Origin of the sequence: Shewanella waksmanii (genome assembly GCF_043643685.1) — a bacterium.
Lineage (GTDB): Bacteria > Pseudomonadota > Gammaproteobacteria > Enterobacterales > Shewanellaceae > Shewanella > Shewanella waksmanii_A.
In genome coordinates this window covers 248,463-268,183 of the sequence record NZ_JBHZSN010000006.1, presented here as the reverse complement: position 1 = coordinate 268,183, position 19,721 = coordinate 248,463, and the positions used below count along the sequence as shown (strand labels likewise).

Below are 19,721 nucleotides of genomic sequence, written 5' to 3'. Positions count from 1 at the left end.
AAGAACAATAGTCTTGTATGGATGTTAATCGGTACAAGCGAGAGTGAGGCAATAGCCATGAGCGAGCAAAAGCTATCAGTAAATGAATATCTCAAAACCGACAGTAATTATCTACGTGGCGGGATTGAAGAAGGGTTAGATACATCTTTAACAGGATCATTCAGTGAAGGTGATCAGCAGTTGATTAAGTTTCACGGCTTTTATCAACAAGATGATCGTGATTTACGTAATGAAAGAAAAGAGCAAAAACTAGAGCCTTTGTATAGCTTTATGTTGCGTGCTCGCGTGGCAGGTGGAGTATGCTCACCAAAGCAATGGCTGGGTGTCGATAAAATTGCGTCTACATTAACCAGCTCAAATAGTATTCGATTAACCACCAGGCAGACGTTTCAATATCATGGTATTCCAAAGCGTAATTTGAAAACCTTGATTCAAGATTTAGATAAAGAAGCGTTAGATTCCATTGCGGCTTGCGGCGATGTAAACCGCAACGTGATGTGTAACCCTAATCCGGTTGAATCTAAGTTGCATCAGCAGGCGTATTACTGGGCAAAGAAGTTATCTGATAACTATTTGCCACGTACCAAAGCCTATGCAGAAATCTGGTTAGGTGACGATAAAGTCGCTGTTAGCGAAGGTACCGAAGTTGAGCCGGTATATGGTAAAACTTACTTACCTCGTAAATTCAAAATGGCTGTAGCAGTTCCACCAGATAACGATGTTGACGTTTACACCAATGATCTAGGGTTCATTGCTGTTGCAGAGCAAGGCGAGCTGGTTGGATTTAATTTAGTTGCTGGCGGTGGCATGGGCTCTACCCACGGTGAGGTTGAAACCTTCCCACGCCTTGCTGACGATTTTGGCTTTATTAAGGCAGAAGATACGCTGAAATTTGCCGAAGCGGTGCTCAAAGTCCAGCGAGACTGGGGTAACCGTGTTGATCGTAAACAATCTCGTTTGAAGTACACCATTGTGAAACATGGCTTTGATGCGTTTAAAGCAGAAGTTGAAAAGCGCGCAGGTGTGAAGTTTGAGCCAAAGCGAGATGTGATTATTGGTGATCGCGGTGACCGTTATGGTTGGATTCAAGGCGTTGATAATAAGTGGCACTTAACCCTATTTATTGAGGGTGGGCGTATTAAAGACCTGCCTGGGCAGCCACTGCAAACTGGGTTGAGGGAAATCGCATTAGTACACAAAGGCGATTTTAGAATGACCTCTAACCAAAATATCATTATTGCCAGTGTCGATGAGCAGGACAAACAGCAGATTGAAGATATTGCTCGCAGCCACGGCTTGATGGGGAAGCTTATCTCTGAAACTCGCGGCCACTCCATAGCCTGTGTTGCTTTGCCAACCTGTGCATTGGCGATGGCCGAAGCTGAGCGCTACTTCCCCGACTTTATTTCTAAAGTAGAAGCCTTGCAGGAAAAACATGGCTTCATTGATCAGGGTATCGTTGTCAGGATGACAGGCTGTCCCAATGGCTGTGCGCGGCCGTTTGCAGCAGAAATTGGATTAGTAGGTAAAGCGCCAGGACGCTATAACCTTTATCTCGGTGCCAGCTTTGAAGGTACTCGATTAAACAAGCTTTACAGAGAAAATATTCAGGAAGCTGAGATTCTCTCTGAACTTGACAGCTTGTTTGCTCGTTATATCGCAGAGCGTGAAGCTGGTGAAACTTTTGGTAACTTCACGGTGCGTATTGGTGTCGTGAAGGCGGTTAATGACGCCGCTAAGGACTTTCATGGTTGATTCCGTGATCACTGCTGACGAACTTAAGGCGCTATTATCTGCGCCTAAAGTTGAGCAGGATATTGAGCTTAAACGCATTAATGAGTTTCTTGGGCAATTGTCGCCTCAAGAACGAGTGACCTGGGGGCTAAAGTATCTACCAGGCACCCATGCGCTATCATCAAGTTTCGGCATTCAAGGTGCGGTAATGTTGCACCTTATGACGCAGCAGCAAGCCGATATTCCGGTGATATTGACTGATACCGGTTATTTGTTTCCTGAAACTTATCAGTTTATTGATCAGTTAACGGAGCGATTAAAGCTGAACCTTAAAGTATACCGCTCGCCAATGAGCAATGCTTGGCAAGAAGCACGCTTTGGCCGTTTATGGGAGCAGGGGCTTGACGGTTTGGAAGAGTATAACCGGATGAACAAAGTGGTACCGATGCAACGTGCTCTTGAAGAGTTGCAGGTAACCACTTGGTTTGCCGGATTGCGTCACAGTCAATCTAGTACCCGTGAAGGTCTACCTATATTGGCGATTACCGGTGGGCGTTATAAGCTGTTGCCAATCATTGAATGGAACAATAAACAAGTACATGAGTATTTGACTGAAAACGATCTTCCCTATCATCCGTTGTGGGAAAAAGGCTACGTTTCAGTTGGTGATACTCATTCTACTAAACCCCTTGAGTTAGGCATGAGTGAAGAAGAAACTCGCTTTAACGGTATGAAAAGAGAGTGCGGTTTGCATTATGAGATTTAGCCCAATCGGTTTTACGACATCGCCCTCAAAAAAAGCACGATTAAAGCACTGATATTGTCGGTGCTTTTTTATGGTCTCAAGTAGTACTGAGGTACCACTTGGTGTGGCTTGAGGTGACGCTTTGAAAAGCATTATTTAACAGTATCTTACGCTGCTTATGACTTGGCTTGTAATCGCGGGCAAGAAAAGTTTTACATTTTTTTACACAGAGTTATGCACAAGGTGTTTTTTTGTTCTATAGTCTTAGGTTCCCGTAGGTGGTTTTAAGGCACCATTCTGTTTTAGGCTTAAATTTGAGCCTGGCTAGATTGTCATCTTCCTCCAGCATAATGTGGATGGTTTAGCAGGCAGAGGCGTTGGTTGCATAAAACTAACAACAAGGCGATGCCTTGGGTATTTGATTGACTTGCTAGCGCTTGTACAATCATAAGCCTCTCCCTCCTGGGCAGCACGCCGCTGCCCAGGAGCAGAGCGAATCTAATGGCATTCTCTACTCTGCGCTTTGTAACAATTTCACTTTGAAATTTATCACGTTAGGCGTACTTATTTCGCTGCTATCGTAGTATAGTCCCTTCAGCAATCCTCCACGGAACCCCCAAGTTGTTATTATTAGGCATGGATGTTGAGCATCGAGATGTTTAAAAAGGTAACGACCGTGGACATTTTTAAACCACTGCAACAAGTAGAAAATAAAGGGAAGAATGAATGAACAAGGTGTTAATTGGCGGCGCAGTCATTGCTTTAGGTGTTGGTGCCTATGTTGTGTCGCAACAAGGTGGTAATAATCTCGGTGGTGGTGATGATATGCTGGGGCATATTCCTGCTGACACTCCTATGTTGGCGGTACAAACAGCGCCTTTCCCAATCAAAGACTATATCGACACAATGTCAACAAGTCAGATGCCGTCCATTAAGGCGTTTGCTGATGAGCTGGCCTTAAGTCCTGAGCCTATGGCTCAGTTTCTTGCAAGCCTAACGAACAGTTATGCGCAGGCCAGTGCTAGTGGTCAGGCGTTTGTTGACACTTTTGGTATGCCTGATAGCGGCCGTAGCTATTTTTATATGCTGGGTGCTTTACCGGTCGCTAAAATTGAACTGGATAACCCGCAAGCGATTTGGGATGTGTTGGATAAGGCGGAGCAGCAAAGTGGTGTCAGCCATATTAAGCAGCAACGTCAACAATTAAGTTATCGCGCTTATCGGTTAACACAACCTCAGGATGATGAGCAACTGGATGTGGTAGTCGCAATTGATAATAATATGCTGACCATCACTTTGGATGCGAGCTTTGCAGAGCCGGCATTGCTTGATACCGCCTTAGGTTTGACAAAACCTGAGGTTTCTATCGCCGATTCTGGCCTGATAGATGAATTATATGCACGCCATGGCTTCTTAAAAACAGGCTTGAGCTATATCGATCATCAACAGCTTATTACAGCATTGACCACGACAGATGGTAACCAGTTAGCATCACAGTTGACTAAGTTGTTCAAATTAGTGGGAGATGACCCGCTTTATGAGTTACGAACACCAGAGTGCCACAAGGATCTGAGCGCAATAGCCAGCAACTGGCCGCGTACAGTCATGGGGTATAACCAACTAGATATTAATTCAAAGCAAAGCACGTTGAATTTTAGTACTGTGATAGAAAGCAACAATCAAACCATGCTTGGTGCGCTAAGTAAACTGCGCGGTTTCTTGCCTAGTTACTCACAGAATGTTACAGCCAGTACCTTTTCAATGGGACTGGGTATCGATGTCAATGAATTCGTCCCTGCAGTGACCACCATTTGGAACGAGTTTTTACAGCCAGAATATCAATGTGAGCCGCTACAGCAAATGCAGTGGCAAATGAATCAACAGAGCCCCGCAATGCTTGGTATGTTTACCGGCATGGCCAATGGTGTTAAAGGCGTGAGCCTAGGTTTGATTGATTATCAACTGAATGAAGATGACAGCCAATCTCCATTTGGACAAGTCGATGCTATCATGACGCTATCGGCAGATGATCCGTTAATGCTGCTCAATATGGTTAAACCGTTTGTTCCTGAGTTAGCTCACGTGAACGTACCAGCCGATGGCACACCGATATCACTGAATCAAGCAATGCAAGTGCCTGCAGCATATGGCGTGGATGCGAAGTTAGCGGTTAAAGGTCAGCATTTGGTGATCTACACCGGTGAGGCAAGTGAAAAGGTGGCCAATGGCCTCAAAAATGAAGCGGTTACTAATAATGGCTTGATGAGCGTTTCTGCTGATTACCAAAGAATGCTAGCGCCCATAATGGCTATGTTAGAGATGAGTGGTGAGCCTATTCCACCAGAGTTACAAGACTTTCAGTACTATAATATGGCAATCACTTTCGATATGGATATTAATGAGCATGGCATTGTGATGGACTCATTGATGCAATCGAACGCGAAATAGGTATCTTTATCTGTCACTTAAGGCCCTAGTAAGCGCTTTTGTTTGCTAGGGCTTTATGTCAATCAGCTTAAAACCAATCGGCATAAAGATGTGATCGCCCAGCGAGAGTTTAGCGCTTTTGAGACAAGGTCATTAAATGCTCCTCTGCCGATTGGTATAACTCGTTATCTACTCATCATGTTTGGCGAACTTTAGTAGCTTGGATGCTGTGTTAAAACGCCCTGGCAATTATACCTTTTAGCCATTCAAATTCGCTAAACTGCCCCAAACCTTTACACTGATTGGCATTATTTGGAGAAACTATGATCACCACAGGCATTTTACTTAAAGCCAATGAGGCAAGACTCGTCACTTTAACTGGCAACCGCGAAGATTATGCGGTTGCTGACAGTGATACCAATAAACTGTCTATTGCTAAAGCGCCATCACAAAGTGATGTGGCACACTTTATTCAGCAGCTGTCTAGCTACCTTGAGCAAGCAGGGACACAGAAATTGATTGTTAATCGACGAGCGACAACTGGCCAAGGTGCTGGTGGGGCAGGTACTTTTATATTGGAAGGCGTGATATTGGCAAGTGTGAAAGTGCCCGTTGAGTTTGTCCACCCAGCAACGCTTAGAGCCACTGATAAGCGATGCTCTGGATTAAAAGTTGCTAGACCGAAAACCGTCGATATGGGCAAGGCTTTCGATCTGGCATTTGAAGGCCTACTCGCAGGTTAATCGACATAAGGCCAATGACTAACTCGCTTTGTCTTTAACTTGCTTTGTCTATTTGCAAAGCCGCTAGGGTTGCAGCGATATCTTGAGCCGCCGTTTCTGGGTTGATGTCATCATCTATTTTTAGAATGGTGCCATCTTTGCCGATATAAAAAGTCACTCGGCTAGCCACACGGACTAAGTTGAGGACATCATAAGCTTTCGCGGTGGCTTTGCTTGGATCACTCAACATCGGGAAATCGGCTTTTTCTTGCTTGGCGAAGGCTTGGTTATCCTCGAGATCATCAACACTCGCCATCATGTAAACCGCATTATATTCTCGAATTAAATGACCATCTCTGACTAGTGAGCGGCACTCTAGTGTGCAACCTCGGGTATTTGCCATTGGGTACCAAGCCAGAACTAAGGTTTGCTTGCCCAAGTAATCTTTTAATTGATAATAATGGCCATCGGTGGCTTGTAGACGAAAATCAGGGGCTTTATCACCGACTTGTAAATCAGTGGCCTGGGCCGTCATTGACAGTAAAAAGTAGCCGACGCTAGCGAGTAATATTGTTAATTTTCTCATTCTTATTCCTTGTCTATTAGGTAAGGTCCTGAGGTAAAACCTTCGATAGTCTTAACTAAACCTGTCCAGTTAACGCCGTCATCTAATGCCAATGTGATATCGGGGTAGGTAGCGACGCCGCTTATCTGCTTGCCATGTAAGTTATATACTGCACTATTAGATAAACTCACTCTTATATCACTTTTTGGTAAAGTAAAGCGATAGCTTAAATCAAAATTCCCCCGCGTTGGTTGACCAACCAACACCACCTTTGGCCACCCTTGAGCCATATGTACTAGCCATTGGCATTCACCTTTGCAGTGGGGACCGATTAGCAGGGCTAATTTACCTGGACGATTTTGGCTGGGCAGCGGGTTGATTTTGATTTGGCTATATGGAGCTTTACGTGCATACCATTGGCTAAACAGCTCGGTTTGTGTGGCCTTTACTGCTTGTATTGCGGTACTAAGGTTGAGCTGTTCAAAACCAGAAAACTGATTCAGTGGTAAGAAGTGCCTGCTTTGTAGGTAATCAGCGCGTAATTTATTGTTAAGCCGATACCGTGCAATCGCAACAGGCGGTTGTACTCCTGAATAGCTTTGCATGCCATAGTGGTTAGCAAGATATTGAGTCAGTCCTGAATCGCTGCCTTTAGCCCTGCGTAGATCTAGAATAGTTAAAGGTGTCAGTAGGCTTTGTTTTATCGCCTGCCTGAAAGCTTTGTCATATGCAAACTGGTCAAAGTCACTGACCTCAATCACATTGTGTAACTCAGACTTTAGTATTCTGCTGGCTTTAAATGGCAAGTAGGGTGGCCGATCGCCGTCAATCAGCGGCAAGGTTATTGTCTTACTTTGGTGACCATCGAATAGAGTGAGGTTAACATGCTCGCTGGCTCTGGTACCTATTTCTCGTCGTAGTTGCGGTATATGGGCAAGCTCAGCTAATAGGGCTTGGTTATCTTGATGTAAATCGATAGCAAGATAACGCATTGCAGCATTCAGCCAATAGTTAATTGGCAGGCCATCAATGTGTGTTAAGTAAGGAAATGCTGGGTCTTGCAACTCAGTATGGCTACTGAGCGCCATATATTGACTATCCATGTAGCGAATGTGCACTGGTAGCTGTTTATCATTATGGCTTATGGCGATATCGGCATTGATATCATTTAACTGTGCAAGGATTTTTTGCACTGCAGGAGCAAACTCAACCACACTGACTTGTCGCGTTAACGTCTTTTTATATTGCTCGATTGCTTTGTTAACCCGTTCAAGCCTTGCAGGATCAATTGCGGCGATGGCAGAGTGAGCGGAGATTTGCTGCGACAGGTTACTCAGGTCTTTGTTGGCCTGATAAGGGCTGAGGTGCGTATTGACCCAATCACCTTGTAAGCTTATGACGCCAAGCGCGACAGTACTGATGAGAAGGGCTGCACCAAAGACGTTGATGATAGTTTTAGCACCAAATTGCATTACGCTCCTTACCTCATATACGCTTTGTCCAAAATCATCGCCTTCAACTTTGCAATCAACCGCTTAGCTAGGCTATGTCTGTAATGAGTCAATAGACTGAGTATCCTTCAAATCGACGCAATTTGCTAATCCTATCAGCTAATAACTAAATGGAATAAATTTTAATTTTTATCTATTTTTTTAATTATAAGAAAGTGGCTATATTAGGCTGAAGAATTTTCGTCAGGAATTATATATGGAACTTATCACATTACAGGGTCAACAGGCCGTGGGCAAAGTGTGGCTTGTTGGTGCAGGTCCTGGCGATGTCGAATTACTCACAGTCAAAGCCTATCGAGTATTGCAGCAAGCAGATGTGGTGTTATTTGATGCCCTAGTGAGCGATGATATTATGGCTTTGGTACCTAGCGATGCTGAACGTATTGCAGTGGGTAAGCGTGCAGGTAAACACAGTGCGGCGCAAGAAGAGATCAACCAATTGTTGGTGACCAAAGCCTATACACGTAAAAATGTAGTTCGACTTAAAGGTGGTGATCCATTTATTTTTGGTCGTGGTGGCGAAGAGTTAGATTCGCTGGTTGAGGCAGGTGTCCAGTTTGAGGTGGTTCCCGGCATTACTGCTGCAAGTGGCACAGCTGCCTATGCGGGTATCCCATTAACCCACAGAGATTACTCCCAAGGTGTCACCTTTATCACTGGCCACTGCAAGCTGGAAAGTCGCCCAATGGATTGGCAAAGCCATGCTAAAGCTAATCATACATTAGTCATCTATATGGGTATTTTAAATGCAGAGCTTATCAAGCAAGGCTTGATTCAAGCTGGCAGATCTGCAGATACCCCAGTGGCAATTGTGTCTAAGGCCACAACACAATCTCAACGACAGTTTATTGGTAAACTCAGTGAACTAGATAAGTTGGCTGCAGATCCTCAATTGAAGATGCCGGCTCTGATGATTATTGGCGAAGTCGTCGAGTTAGCGGATTCGCTCAACTGGTTTAAGCCTGATGCTGATTCATCTCAGGTCAATGACTTAGCTGCATTAAGCCTTAATCTATAATAAAATCTTTGGCAAAAAGCGCTTTTAGCGCTTTGCTGTACTCGACATCGGCAGAAGGGCGCACCAGTTGGGCGAGTTCTTCACCAATGGGGGTCAGCCGATAATAGTTAAATAATAGATGCCCACCTTTGGGGGTCAGTGTCATTTTACGCTCTTGTAGAGTAAAACTGATGGGGGTTTTGCTATTAAGCAGCCCGGTTTCAAACTCACTGCGGTGCAAGATACCTGCGTCAATGAGTGTTAAGATCGTTGAATAAGGTAAGCCAAACTGCGATAAACCGATATTGATAGCATCTGTTTTTCTAAATAACTTTCCTATCCCACCGGCATAGCGATAACCAATAATCAATTTATGTCGCGACTCACTATTGATTTTAATCGCCATCGCCAGCACTTTCTCAAAGAGCTGCGCTTCTTTGTGGGTCAGCTGTTTGAGCGTGGTTAGCGTCCGCAGGCTGAAGTGACCGGGTGAGGTGATTTCATGGGCTAATATTTTTCCCCATAATTCCTGCATTTTGCGGTTATGGATTTGCTCGGCAAGCTGAAAAAATTGATGTACCCAATCAGGGTCTAAATCTGAGCCCGTGACTTCAGACGGCGTGTTAGCGAGGGCGATGGTGTATACAGACTCCAGGTTTGCCTGGTACTGACTGGCTAACTTGCGTTGACGATGCTCTGCTCGCTCGGCAATAGATGCTTGAGATGCGCGGTAACCTTCTTCGCTCGCTAAGCCTAGTTTTCTGCCCAACAATAGCGCTTTTTTGCGCGCTGACACCTCAGAGGTTTGCTCTTTTTTGTTAGAAACGACAGTGTCAGCCATGGTGTGTTAATACTCAAATAGATCGTAGGTTATTAGACAAAATAATAGTGATAACATCCGGCATTGAACAGTAAAAAATAGTCAAAGTGGCATAGTTATGACTATTTTGTTGTATTAGCTGGCCAGCAGACACGGTACTCTGGTGTAGGCGTAAGTGGAATATTACGCGCCAGTATCAGTGAACATAATGCAAAGCCAGCGCCGATGAAAAATACCATGCTGGGTGAATATAGCCATAATATACCCAGTAATGCAGGGATCACCACGGCAGCAATATGATTAATTGTAAAGCTCACCGACATCGTTGCTGCAATATCTTGTTTATCAGCGATTTTTTGAAAGTAGGTTTTCATTGCAATTGCCATTGCGAATAACAAATGGTCAATCACGTATAAACCGGCGGCAATGTAGGGATGGCTTACAAAGGCATAGCTGACGAAAACAATAATCAGTCCGACATACTCGATAGTGAGTGCACGGCGCTCGCCAATTCGGCCGATGAATCTGCCTAAGGCTGGGGCAAACAGCAAGTTCACCACGTAGTTGATTAAGAAAAGTGCGGTGATTTGGCTGACGCTATAACCAAATTTTTCAACCATCATGAACCCCGCAAAGACCATAAATATTTGCCTTCTAGCGCCGGAAAAAAAGGTCAATAGATAGTAGAGCCAGTACTTCTGACGCAGAATAATTTTCTTATGTTGTGCTTCGCCTTCTGGAAATCGCGGGAAATTAACATGGAGGATAGCAACCATCAGCAACCCAAGTGCACCTATGAAGGCATACATATAGACATAATCAAATTTCAGCCATGTCATTAATATCCAAATACTGCCATAGCCTGTTAGGGCTGCCGCCGCTTTCCATGCCATTGCTTTACCCATAAACCCAGCAGTATCTTGCTTATCAACCCATTGCAAGGTGAGTGATTGGTTGATGGTTTCAAAGTAGTGAAAGCCGACCGACATTAATATGGTGGTTAAATACAAGCCTAAAGCAGAAGGAAAAAAGCCGGTTATTGCCACACCAATACTGAGCACGGCTAAAGAGATTAAAGCGAAACTTTGTTCTTTTAATACGATGAGTACGAAGATGGCGGTAAAGGCAAGAAAGCCTGGGACTTCGCGTAAACTCTGCAAAAGGCCGATTTCGGCGCCAGTAAAAGCGGCTCGTTCTATGACGAAGTTATTGAGCAATACCTGCCAGACTGAAAAAACCAATGACATGATAAATGTCATCCATAACAACAATGCTTGTGGTGTCCTTTGCATTTCCCAATCCATCAAATATTAAGGTGTCCAGTCTAGCTGATTTAGGGCTGTTGGCCCAAATATAATTTAAAGGTCAACTTGTTATTTCTTGATTTTATTTGTTTTTTCTATATCCATCTGCGTTAGCTCACCCAATAGGAATGATAGGCATCTTGCGTTTTTTGGTAGATTCATATGCTGATAGCTGCGGAGACATCTGTAATTATTTTGTAAAGTTTATTGTAAATATTAATGCAAATCGTTCTCATTTCTAATATTTTGTGTGAGTTTTTTAGGGGGAGCTGTTTTACAGCGGAGAAAAAATATGAACACAAGATTAACTTTGCTCGGAATATGCATTGCAAGTGCTTGTTCCATAAGCAGTGTTAAAGCGGCAGATCCTGCTGAGCTTGAAAAAGCGATAGCAAGGCAGGAGGCTGAACTTGCTAAGTTAAAGCAAGATTTGGCAGTGCTAGCAGCACAGCAAGAGCAACAAGCACAACAGATCGAGACTAAACCGCAAAAGCACGACACTCATAACAGTGGCACGAGTGAGAGCCCATGGAGTCAGTTTTCTTTCAAGTCATACGGTACGGTGAACTATACCAGTGATGAATACTATGAAAATGTCCAAGATACCTCACCAGAGCGTCGCTCTCGCTTTGATCTAGAGCGAATCGTTACTGAATTTGGCTACCAATTCAATGATGAATGGGACATCGAAATTGAAATTGAGTATGAACATGGGGGTACAGGTACCGCACTAGAATATGACGGTTTTGATGAATTTGGTGAATTTGAATCTGAAGTAGAAGCCGGTGGCGAAGTGATGATTGAAAAAGCACAAATTCGCTATCGCCCTAATTCAGCGTTTGGGGTGAAATTCGGTAATATCCATTTGCCTATCGGGCTGTCGAGTATTTTACACAAGCCTGATCAATATCTCACCGTGCTACGTCATCGAAGTGAAGCGGCGATGATGCCAGCAGTGTGGAATGAAACGGGAATCGGCATCTTCGGTGAATTAGCTAACTTTCATTATCAAGCTCAGATCGTCAGTGGCTTGAATTCAGAGTATTTTCGCACTTATGACTGGGTTGCTTCGGGGCACCAAAAACGCTTTGAGCATGTAAATGCTGATGATTTGGCTTATGCACTGCGTTTAGATTATGGCAACTTTAAGCAGCCTGGGTTTGCAGCCGGAGTCGCTTATTACTATGGCAATACTACAGGTAACCGCCACAAGAGTAACAAGGTAACGGGCGACGGCACGGTATCGATTCTTGCGCTATCTGGTGCCTATGTTGAGGGGCCCTGGATTCTGAGAGGGCAATACCTTTATGGCACCTTGAGCGATGCCGATGCAATCACTCAAGCCAATAAAACCACGCCGGGTTTGAAGCCTGGAAATTTTGCACAACTGGGCTCAGAGTCAGAAGCTTTTTTTGTTGAGGCTGGCATAGATCTAAGTCATTTCAGCGCCATTCCATTAACGGTATTTGCCAACTTAGATTATTCCAACCCTTTAAAACAGGTCGAAACTGGTACCGCATCTAAACGTTATGAAAACACTTGGACCAGCATTGGTGTTAATTACTCACCCATACCCGAAATTGTCATCAAAGCCGAAGGTGGGCGTCAACAAGTGGCCGTCGCCGCAATTCCTGATACCAACTTTTTTGCATTAGGCGTCGGTTACCAATTCTCTCTTTAACAGCCTGTTTCGTAAGGTTGATACAAACTTATTTTGGAGCTTTAACATGAACACGATTAAATACTCAGCTATCGCTGCTGCCCTAATCTCAACATTATCTGCTTGTGGCGGTTCAGGTAGTAGTGACAATAACACCACTGACCCCGTTGTACCTGAAACAGGCTTTACTTTTACTGCTGATGAGATGATTACTAATTTGACCGACGATGTGATTGTCGCAGGATATGCGGCATTAGCCGCTCAAGGTGAAGCCATGCTTGCAGCGACACAAACCTTAGTTGCGACGCCAACTCAAGCAAACTTAATCGCAGCCCAGCAGGCATGGAAAGCGGCACGTCAACCTTGGGAGCAGGGAGAGTCGCATATTTTTGGCCCGGTTGATTCATTAGGCATTGATCCGCATCTTGATAGCTGGCCACTCAATACCACTGACCTAACCACCGTACTAGCCACCAATACGGGTTTTGATGCCGATACTATCAAAGGCTGGAATGATGATGTTCAAGGGTTTCACACCATGGAATACCTGTTGTTTGGCGACGGTGTCGCTGACAATGAAAAGGATATTGCTGATTTGACGGCCACAGAGCGTGACTACTTGATGGGCTTGGCGGAAGTTTTTCGTGATTATACCAAAACCTTAGATGACGCGTGGCAGCTGAGCCACGATGGTCAGCAAGGGCAAGCATATGCAGTACTGGTGAAAAATCCAGGTAGTGATGGCAATACGTTCTATGCTTCGCAAGTGGGGGTTATTGAGGAGTTAATTAATGGCATGATTGGCATTGTTGATGAAGTGGGTAACGGTAAAATTGCCGATCCGTTTGGCGCGACAGTCAATGATGCAGATACGTCAAAAGTGGAGTCTCAATACTCTTGGAATTCGCTAACCGACTTTAGTGATAACATTATTGGGGTGAGAAATGTCTACCAAGGTGAGTTGACTGGTCAAGCGGACAAGCAAGGTATTGTCGACTTTGTTGCCGCAGCAGATGAAGCGCTAGCGGCACGTATTGGCAGTGAAATTGATGATGCGATTATTAAAATTCAAGCCATTGCTGGACCTAATGATATGCCATTTAGGCAGGCGATTTTAGATGAAGACGGTCGAGCGCGGGTACAAACTGCGGTTGATTCCTTAACCAAGTTACAGACAAGTTTAGAGTCAGATGTGCTGCCTCTTCTACAGGACTGGAATATCTAATGTTAATTAAAGGGGCCTTGGCCCCTTTTTTTGCTTGTATAACCATGATTTTTATATGGTTTACAAGTGGTTTCCTAATTCTTGAAAGAGTATATAAAGCATGAAACTAACCCGTCATCGTTCACTCACCAATGCCACAGCGGCATTTAGTATCTTTATGGTGCTAAGTGGTTGTGGAGGTTCTGGAGATGATGTCACCGAACCTGTCAACCCTGAACCTGAAGTGACATATCCAGATTTTACTGATGTTGTAGCATTAGGTGGCGAGACTACCACCTATGATGCAGCGGCATCAGGTCATGGGTTTTCTACGCCTGCGCCCAATTTAACAGCAGCGGAACTTGAGCTACATCTAGCGGGTGATTTAGGCTTTGAAACCGCTTTTACCACCGCACCCAATCTTGAGCATCCTGATCTTGATGGCCTAGGGCCTGTATTTAATAATGCGGACTGCAACTCTTGCCATCAAAGAGATGGTCGCAATTCAACACCATTAATTCCTGTCGGTGAAACGCGAGTGAAATTGGGGTCGGATGCTGGCATCTTTTTGCGGATTAGTTTGGCCGCCGACGAACCTTGTATAGAGGGGACACCAAGTAATAACTATTGCGCACCTATTCCGGTGCCAGATTTTGGTGGACAACTATTCCACCGGGGTGTGCTTCAAGCACGGCCTGATTGGCAGCAGAATCACTTTGGTGGCCAAGCTGATGTGTATCTCTCCTATGAAACTCACCAAGTTACATACCCTGATGGCCATACAGTGACCTTGAAAAAGCCGTTATTTGAGGTAGAAAACCCCTATGACGCCCCTGGGGAGACAAAACAAAGTGCCAATGTTACTTCAAACCTTTTGCAAGATGATGTACTTATGGGCTGGCGAAATGGTATGCCGGTATTTGGTTTAGGTTTGCTAGAAGCGATTCCTGAGGCGGATATTCTAGCTCTTGTCGATGAGGATGATAGTAACCAAGATGGCATTTCTGGTCGGGCGAACTACGTGTTTGATGCGGTAAAGGCACAGGATGGTGATCCTAACCCTGTATCGCTGGGGCGTTTTGGTTGGAAAGCCAACACACCGAGTGTGAGAGTGCAATCTTTGGGTGCACTGCGTGGGGATATTGGCATTACCAACCCGTTATTTCCAGATGAAAGCATCGTCGGTACGTCATTGCATGATAGTTACTTAACGCGCACCGGATTTGTTGATACAGGAAGTGATGAAAATGGTGCACCGGAAGCCGATGCAGCGTTTAGTGATTCAGTGGTGTTTTATGCTGAAACTTTAGCTGTTCCTGCACGGCGTAATGTGCAAGATGCTGATGTACGTGAAGGGGCACGACTGTTTAGTGAAATAAACTGTAGCGGCTGTCATCAACCTAAATTCGTCACCAAGTCCCAAGGGCAGATCGGCGGAGGAGAGATGATAGCAGGCCTTAAGGGGCAAACGATCTATCCGTTTACCGACATGTTGCTGCATGATATGGGAGAAGGCTTAGCAGACAATCGTCCTGATTTTCTTGCTGACGGACAAGAGTGGCGTACACGACCGTTGTGGGGGATAGGGTTAACGCAAACGGTAAACCCGCAAGCTGGCTTTTTACATGATGGCCGCGCTGCGACTATCGAAGAGGCGATACTGTGGCATGGCGGGGAAGCGCAAAATAGCACGGATAAGTTCATGGAGCTAACCGCGGCAGAGCGGCAACAGCTCATTGCTTTTGTGATGTCGCTTTAAGGCGTTCTACTAAGCGCTACGCTGGGCTAACACACTGTTGGCTCAGCGCTATTGCCTTAATTGATAGCGTTATGTGATAAAGATTAAATTAACGCTATTATCTCTAGGGTTGCTCGTGATCTGATTCAAGTAAATAATTGCTAATATCCATTATGATTAATCTATCGATATTAGCTAATTTTTCAGAGGCGCGAGTGAGCAAATTTTTAATTATTTATTCGAGTGTGCATGGTCAGACCCTCAAAGTTACCAACTACTTAGCTGATAAACTTGCGCAGCAAGGCCATCAGGTGACAACGGCATCGATTGATGACGTACCGGCATTAGATGAATTTGATAAATTGGTACTAGGTGCAAGTATCCGCCATGGTAAGCATAACCCCAGTGTTTACGACTTCATTACTGAACATCAAACTGTGCTCGAACAAAAGCCAAGCAGCTTTTTCTCTGTGAGTTTAGTGGCGCGCAAGCCCGCAAAAAATACGCCAGAAACCAATCCTTATATGCAAGCTTTCTTGGCTAAATCTCAATGGCAACCTAAATTGCTTGAAGTGTTTGGCGGCAACCTAAATTATCAAGGTTACAATGCAATGGATCGCAATATCATTCGTTTCATTATGTGGATCACCAAAGGGCCAACCGATGCCCACACCAATGTGGAGTATACTGATTGGCAAAAAGTCGATCGATACGCTGATCAATTAAGTGCATTGTAACGGTTAAACCACTTAGACAATATCAAGGACTCCTATGGCGAAAAAGCATTCGGTGGTTAGCAAGGTAATCGCGGCATATCAGGTTCGTCAGCATCAATTATTGATTGTGTTGTGTTTGTATTTATTGGGTACTAGCGGTTATCTGATGATGGGCAGAGCTTTGCGTGCCAATGCGTCATTTTGGGACTTGTCACATGTTTACTTGGGTCTGTTGACTTGTGTGATAGCGATGACCTTTTTGGTTACCAACATTATTGGTAACAAGTGGCGTCAATATTTTCCTTGGCTGGCGATGGATTTCTCGCAACTGAGTAATGATTTTAAGGGCCTGTTTAAAGGGCATTTGCCCCAAGCTGGTGGCAGTGGGTTGTTCAGTTGTGTTGAAGGGATTGGGATGTTGATTCTCGCCGCAGTGAGTGTCACTGGTCTTATGTGGTTTGTGCTTCAAGGTAGCGCTGATGCGCTGATGTGGCGAAGTTACCATATTATTGCGGCAAAAAGCTTAATTGTGTTCTTGATTTTTCATGTCATTTTCGCTGCGCTGCACTTGCTGGATTTTATCCGTAACTAGGTTACTTTGTTCAGTCTTAGATAGTGATTGTTCAAAAGGATTCTCTGGCTAAATTTACGTGAACTGATTGGTGGCCAAAACCACTTTGATAACGTCAATATTCCACTGTATATTTCTGTTTTACTATTGATAGGTAACGGTATAAAGGTAGCTGTAATTGCTACCTTTTTTATTGTCATTACCTAAAGCCTTTATCGTAAATTATGCTACATTAGCAAATGAAGGCTAGGTAATTATTGGTCTTTCTGGGATTTAATATCATCGAGTTCTGAGCTAAAGGAAAGCCAGTATGAGCGAGCAAAAACTTAAGGTTTTACACCTTGTTGATGATTTTTCCATGGGGGGCGTTAATGTTGCTTTGTCTAGTTTGACAAACAGCGACCTAGCTAAAGACTATCAGTTTGTTATTCAGCGTCTTAGTTTTGATTCTGTCGGCCAGTGGCTGCAAGCGTTCAAAAAAATAAAACAACAAAATGCAGATATGATCTGTATTCACTATTCTGCGAACTGGTGGCGACTATTATTTACTGGACTACTGCGAATGCTATTTCGCGGCCGTATTGCCTTGCAGGAGCATCATTATAGTCGCGGGTTTGTGCAACATAATGTCAAATCACCGAAGCGATTTTATAGGATGCTGAAGTTAATGTATCGCTGTGTCGATCAGCTACTTTGTATCTCAGTTTCTCAACGTTTATGGCTTTTAGAGCAACAATTGGTTAGTGATAAAAAGTTGCGTTTTGTTGGCCAAAGTTGTCAAAGGTTGCCCCTGCTTGAATTACCGCCAAAACCGTTAGCAGCGCCGTTGGTGATAGGTGCGTATGGTCGCTTCAATCAGCAAAAGGGCTTCGATTTATTGGTCCAAGCGATGACGTTAATGGATCCACAAGTTGTGCAGCTAAAACTTGCGGGTGAAGGGCCGCAGCTAGGGCAGTTACAAGCCCTTGCTGATGAGAATGACAATATTGAGTTTATTGGAAAAGTTGATGATATTGGCCAGTTTTTAGATCAAGTTGATATGGTGGCAGTACCCTCTCGATGGGAGCCTTTTGGGCTAACGTGCTTAGAATCCTTATTGGCGGGCAAGCCTGTAATTATATCGATAGCCGATGGCTTGCCAGAGCAGCTTGATTACTTGAACGCAGCAAATTTACTTGAAAGCTGGCCTCGCTTTACCGCGATGACACCTGTTGCGATGGCGGCAACATTAACTCAGGTGCTAAATCAATTGGATAGTCAACAGCAAAGCATAGCTTTATCCGATGTGGCGAGAAAGCGAGTAGCTCAAAGTTGGCCGGCGTTAATTCAACGTTGGCGTCTGGTATTAGCAGATATAAAAAAAGCGCCTTAACGGCGCTTTTTTATCGTGTTTTACTTGTGCTCTACCGCAAGGTAGTTAATGAGGTCAATGAGCTCACCTAAGGTGCGGATTTGGCCCATGTTAACAGCATACTTGTCGTTAACGATGAAGGCTGGAACGCTTTGTACACGGAATTCACGCTGCTGCATGCGCCATAGGTCGATTTTATCATCTACTGCTTTGCTATCAGCAATAGCATCGTATTTGCTGATGTCAAAGCCGTTGTCAGCGAAGACTTTTTTGATGTCGTCACGATTGTTGATTTCAGGCTTGTCATGGGCGCTGTGGTCATGATTATGGTTGTGACCGTGGGCGCCTTCTTCACCTTGAATCGCTGCGAACATGGCATGAGTCATCTTGTCGCCTAAATTCGCTTCTTGAATCACCGCTAGTGAGCGCATGACTTCAGTGCCAATATCACTATTCATAAAGTCAACGTGCTTGTTGTCGAAGCTGACAGACTCATGCAGGTTGGCCTTGATATCGCCCAAGAACTGAGTTTCCATGTTGAAACAGTTATGGCAATAAAAAGAGAAAAACTCGGTAAGTTTAGGCTCTGCACTAGGCGCTTTATTCGTTACAGTGGTGAAGTGTTTTCCTTCAATGAACTGGGCGGCAAAACCGCTTAATGGTGCTACGGCCAATGTTAAAGCTAATGCAATGTATTTAATCAAGCTACTGTCCTCAAGTGTGTAAGGTTTGCCCAGGTAGTTGTAACCTAAATTTAACGCAAACCTCTATGATATTTAGCATAATAGCGAAAGCTTAAGTATGACTGAAGTTGCCTGAAATGGCAGTGTTTTGCATGTGACCTGTGACAAATATTTGCAGGGATCTCATAAGTTCCGTCGTAAAGTTTGCCATGCTTCACAAACTTGCTTAAATTTTATCGGGTCGCCCCCCTCTCTATCTGGATGCCACTTTAATGCCAGCCGACGCCATTGCTTACTAATGTCTTTATCAGATGCGTTATTATCGAGTTCGAAAACCCTTAATGCATGGCTTGGGTGCATATTGGCAGGATTGGCACCGATGTAATCTTCATAGCGACTCCAAAATGACGCTAACATCTCTTGGATTACGTTAGGGCAGGTATCGTAGTTATGCCAATCTAAGTAATAGTCTCTTAGGGCATCATCACTGGATAGTTGCTGGCTAAGGTCGTTCGGCAGTATGCGAAAAATTTGAATCTCCATTGACTTAACCTGCAAGTAACTATTGGGTAATAGAATAGACTGCAGGTTAAAAAGGGCATTCATCAGTAAAAAGTTGCGCTTAAATAAGGCTTTTTCGGGGTGACTATCTAAATCCTGCATTAAACCTTTTTTTTGTAGTTCGGCAGCGAGGTGATGGACCTTCCAGCTTTTATTACTTGCTTGTAGCAAACTGAGCAAAGGCCAAATAAGTGGGTTGTCGCCTTTGATATGACAGACTTTATCTGCTTTGGTGTTATCAGCTAGCCTAGCTTCTGTGTAGGCTGGTTTGGCTAAAAGCATAAACGAGACTCTAGATAACTGGTGATAATTTCTACTATGACACAGCTTGTGTTGAACGCAAGTATTAATCTTTGTGCTTAAACACAATATTTGCTCGCCGCTATACCTGTTTAATAATGATGATTTATGA

At 44.2% G+C, this 19,721-nt stretch carries 17 protein-coding genes; 11 read left to right on the top strand and 6 right to left on the bottom strand.

All coding sequences use genetic code 11. The features are described from left to right. Positions 1-21 precede the first annotated feature (21 nt). The 4 genes from cysI to ACHUFW_RS11795 all read left to right on the top strand — a co-directional run bounded on the left by cysI (position 22) and on the right by ACHUFW_RS11795 (position 5,649). Positions 22-1,755: an assimilatory sulfite reductase (NADPH) hemoprotein subunit gene (cysI, locus tag ACHUFW_RS11810; RefSeq protein ID WP_394203272.1), complete on the top strand. Its 1,734-nt coding sequence runs from the start codon at positions 22-24 to the stop codon at positions 1,753-1,755. Next, a complete protein-coding gene (locus tag ACHUFW_RS11805; RefSeq protein ID WP_394203270.1) occupies positions 1,748-2,500 on the top strand; it encodes a phosphoadenylyl-sulfate reductase in 753 nt (250 codons plus the stop codon). The genes cysI and ACHUFW_RS11805 overlap by 8 nt, the downstream gene beginning before the upstream one ends. 705 nt (positions 2,501-3,205) lie before the next feature. Continuing rightward, positions 3,206-4,927, top strand: coding sequence for a hypothetical protein (locus ACHUFW_RS11800; protein ID WP_394203269.1), 1,722 nt, complete (start codon positions 3,206-3,208; stop codon positions 4,925-4,927). Between the two features lie 302 nt (positions 4,928-5,229). After that, on the top strand, positions 5,230-5,649 hold the full coding sequence (locus ACHUFW_RS11795; RefSeq protein WP_394203268.1) for a DUF3010 family protein: 420 nt from the start codon (positions 5,230-5,232) through the stop codon (positions 5,647-5,649). Positions 5,650-5,683: 34 nt separating this feature from the next. On the opposite strand, the gene ACHUFW_RS11790 is transcribed toward ACHUFW_RS11795, so the two are convergent. Together ACHUFW_RS11790 and ACHUFW_RS11785 are read right to left on the bottom strand one after the other, a co-directional pair. Further along, positions 5,684-6,214: a peroxiredoxin family protein gene (locus ACHUFW_RS11790; protein WP_394203267.1), complete on the bottom strand. Its 531-nt coding sequence runs from the start codon at positions 6,212-6,214 to the stop codon at positions 5,684-5,686. A gap of 2 nt (positions 6,215-6,216) precedes the next feature. Further along, positions 6,217-7,665 carry a S41 family peptidase gene (locus ACHUFW_RS11785; RefSeq protein ID WP_394203265.1) on the bottom strand — a complete coding sequence of 483 codons (1,449 nt, stop codon included), beginning with the start codon at positions 7,663-7,665 and terminating at the stop codon, positions 6,217-6,219. Between the two features lie 235 nt (positions 7,666-7,900). On the opposite strand from ACHUFW_RS11785, the gene cobA reads away from it, so the two are divergent. Then, positions 7,901-8,722 (top strand): uroporphyrinogen-III C-methyltransferase, encoded by an 822-nt coding sequence (cobA, locus tag ACHUFW_RS11780; RefSeq protein WP_394203263.1) that lies wholly within the window; start codon positions 7,901-7,903, stop codon positions 8,720-8,722. Here cobA and ACHUFW_RS11775 read toward each other — a convergent pair. Then, entirely contained in the window at positions 8,712-9,542 is an 831-nt protein-coding gene (locus tag ACHUFW_RS11775; RefSeq protein ID WP_394203262.1) for a TIGR03899 family protein, read from the bottom strand. The genes cobA and ACHUFW_RS11775 overlap by 11 nt on opposite strands. Before the next feature lie 101 nt (positions 9,543-9,643). Further along, positions 9,644-10,813, bottom strand: a complete 1,170-nt coding sequence (locus ACHUFW_RS11770; RefSeq protein WP_394203260.1) for an MFS transporter — start codon at positions 10,811-10,813, stop codon at positions 9,644-9,646. Between the two features lie 304 nt (positions 10,814-11,117). Between ACHUFW_RS11770 and ACHUFW_RS11765 the strand changes: the two genes are divergently transcribed. The 6 genes from ACHUFW_RS11765 (at position 11,118) to ACHUFW_RS11740 (ending at position 18,086) form a co-directional block, all read left to right on the top strand. Next, positions 11,118-12,506, top strand: coding sequence for a porin family protein (locus tag ACHUFW_RS11765; RefSeq protein ID WP_394203258.1), 1,389 nt, complete (start codon positions 11,118-11,120; stop codon positions 12,504-12,506). 46 nt (positions 12,507-12,552) lie between these two features. Then, positions 12,553-13,710 (top strand): imelysin family protein, encoded by a 1,158-nt coding sequence (locus ACHUFW_RS11760; protein WP_394203256.1) that lies wholly within the window; start codon positions 12,553-12,555, stop codon positions 13,708-13,710. Positions 13,711-13,867: 157 nt separating this feature from the next. Continuing rightward, positions 13,868-15,448 carry a di-heme oxidoredictase family protein gene (locus ACHUFW_RS11755; protein WP_394203412.1) on the top strand — a complete coding sequence of 527 codons (1,581 nt, stop codon included), beginning with the start codon at positions 13,868-13,870 and terminating at the stop codon, positions 15,446-15,448. A 194-nt stretch (positions 15,449-15,642) separates the two neighbouring features. After that, positions 15,643-16,164, top strand: a complete 522-nt coding sequence (gene hemG / locus ACHUFW_RS11750) for a menaquinone-dependent protoporphyrinogen IX dehydrogenase (RefSeq protein WP_394203254.1) — start codon at positions 15,643-15,645, stop codon at positions 16,162-16,164. A 34-nt stretch (positions 16,165-16,198) separates the two neighbouring features. Next, positions 16,199-16,735 carry a cytochrome b/b6 domain-containing protein gene (locus ACHUFW_RS11745; RefSeq protein WP_394203252.1) on the top strand — a complete coding sequence of 179 codons (537 nt, stop codon included), beginning with the start codon at positions 16,199-16,201 and terminating at the stop codon, positions 16,733-16,735. A gap of 289 nt (positions 16,736-17,024) precedes the next feature. After that, complete coding sequence (locus ACHUFW_RS11740; protein ID WP_394203250.1) at positions 17,025-18,086, top strand: glycosyltransferase family 4 protein; 1,062 nt, start codon at positions 17,025-17,027, stop codon at positions 18,084-18,086. A gap of 20 nt (positions 18,087-18,106) precedes the next feature. On the opposite strand, the gene ACHUFW_RS11735 is transcribed toward ACHUFW_RS11740, so the two are convergent. Then, on the bottom strand, positions 18,107-18,769 hold the full coding sequence (locus ACHUFW_RS11735; RefSeq protein ID WP_394203248.1) for a thiol:disulfide interchange protein DsbA/DsbL: 663 nt from the start codon (positions 18,767-18,769) through the stop codon (positions 18,107-18,109). Between the two features lie 162 nt (positions 18,770-18,931). Beyond that, on the bottom strand, positions 18,932-19,591 hold the full coding sequence (locus tag ACHUFW_RS11730; protein WP_394203247.1) for a DNA-J related domain-containing protein: 660 nt from the start codon (positions 19,589-19,591) through the stop codon (positions 18,932-18,934). Between the last annotated feature and the right edge of the window lie 130 nt (positions 19,592-19,721).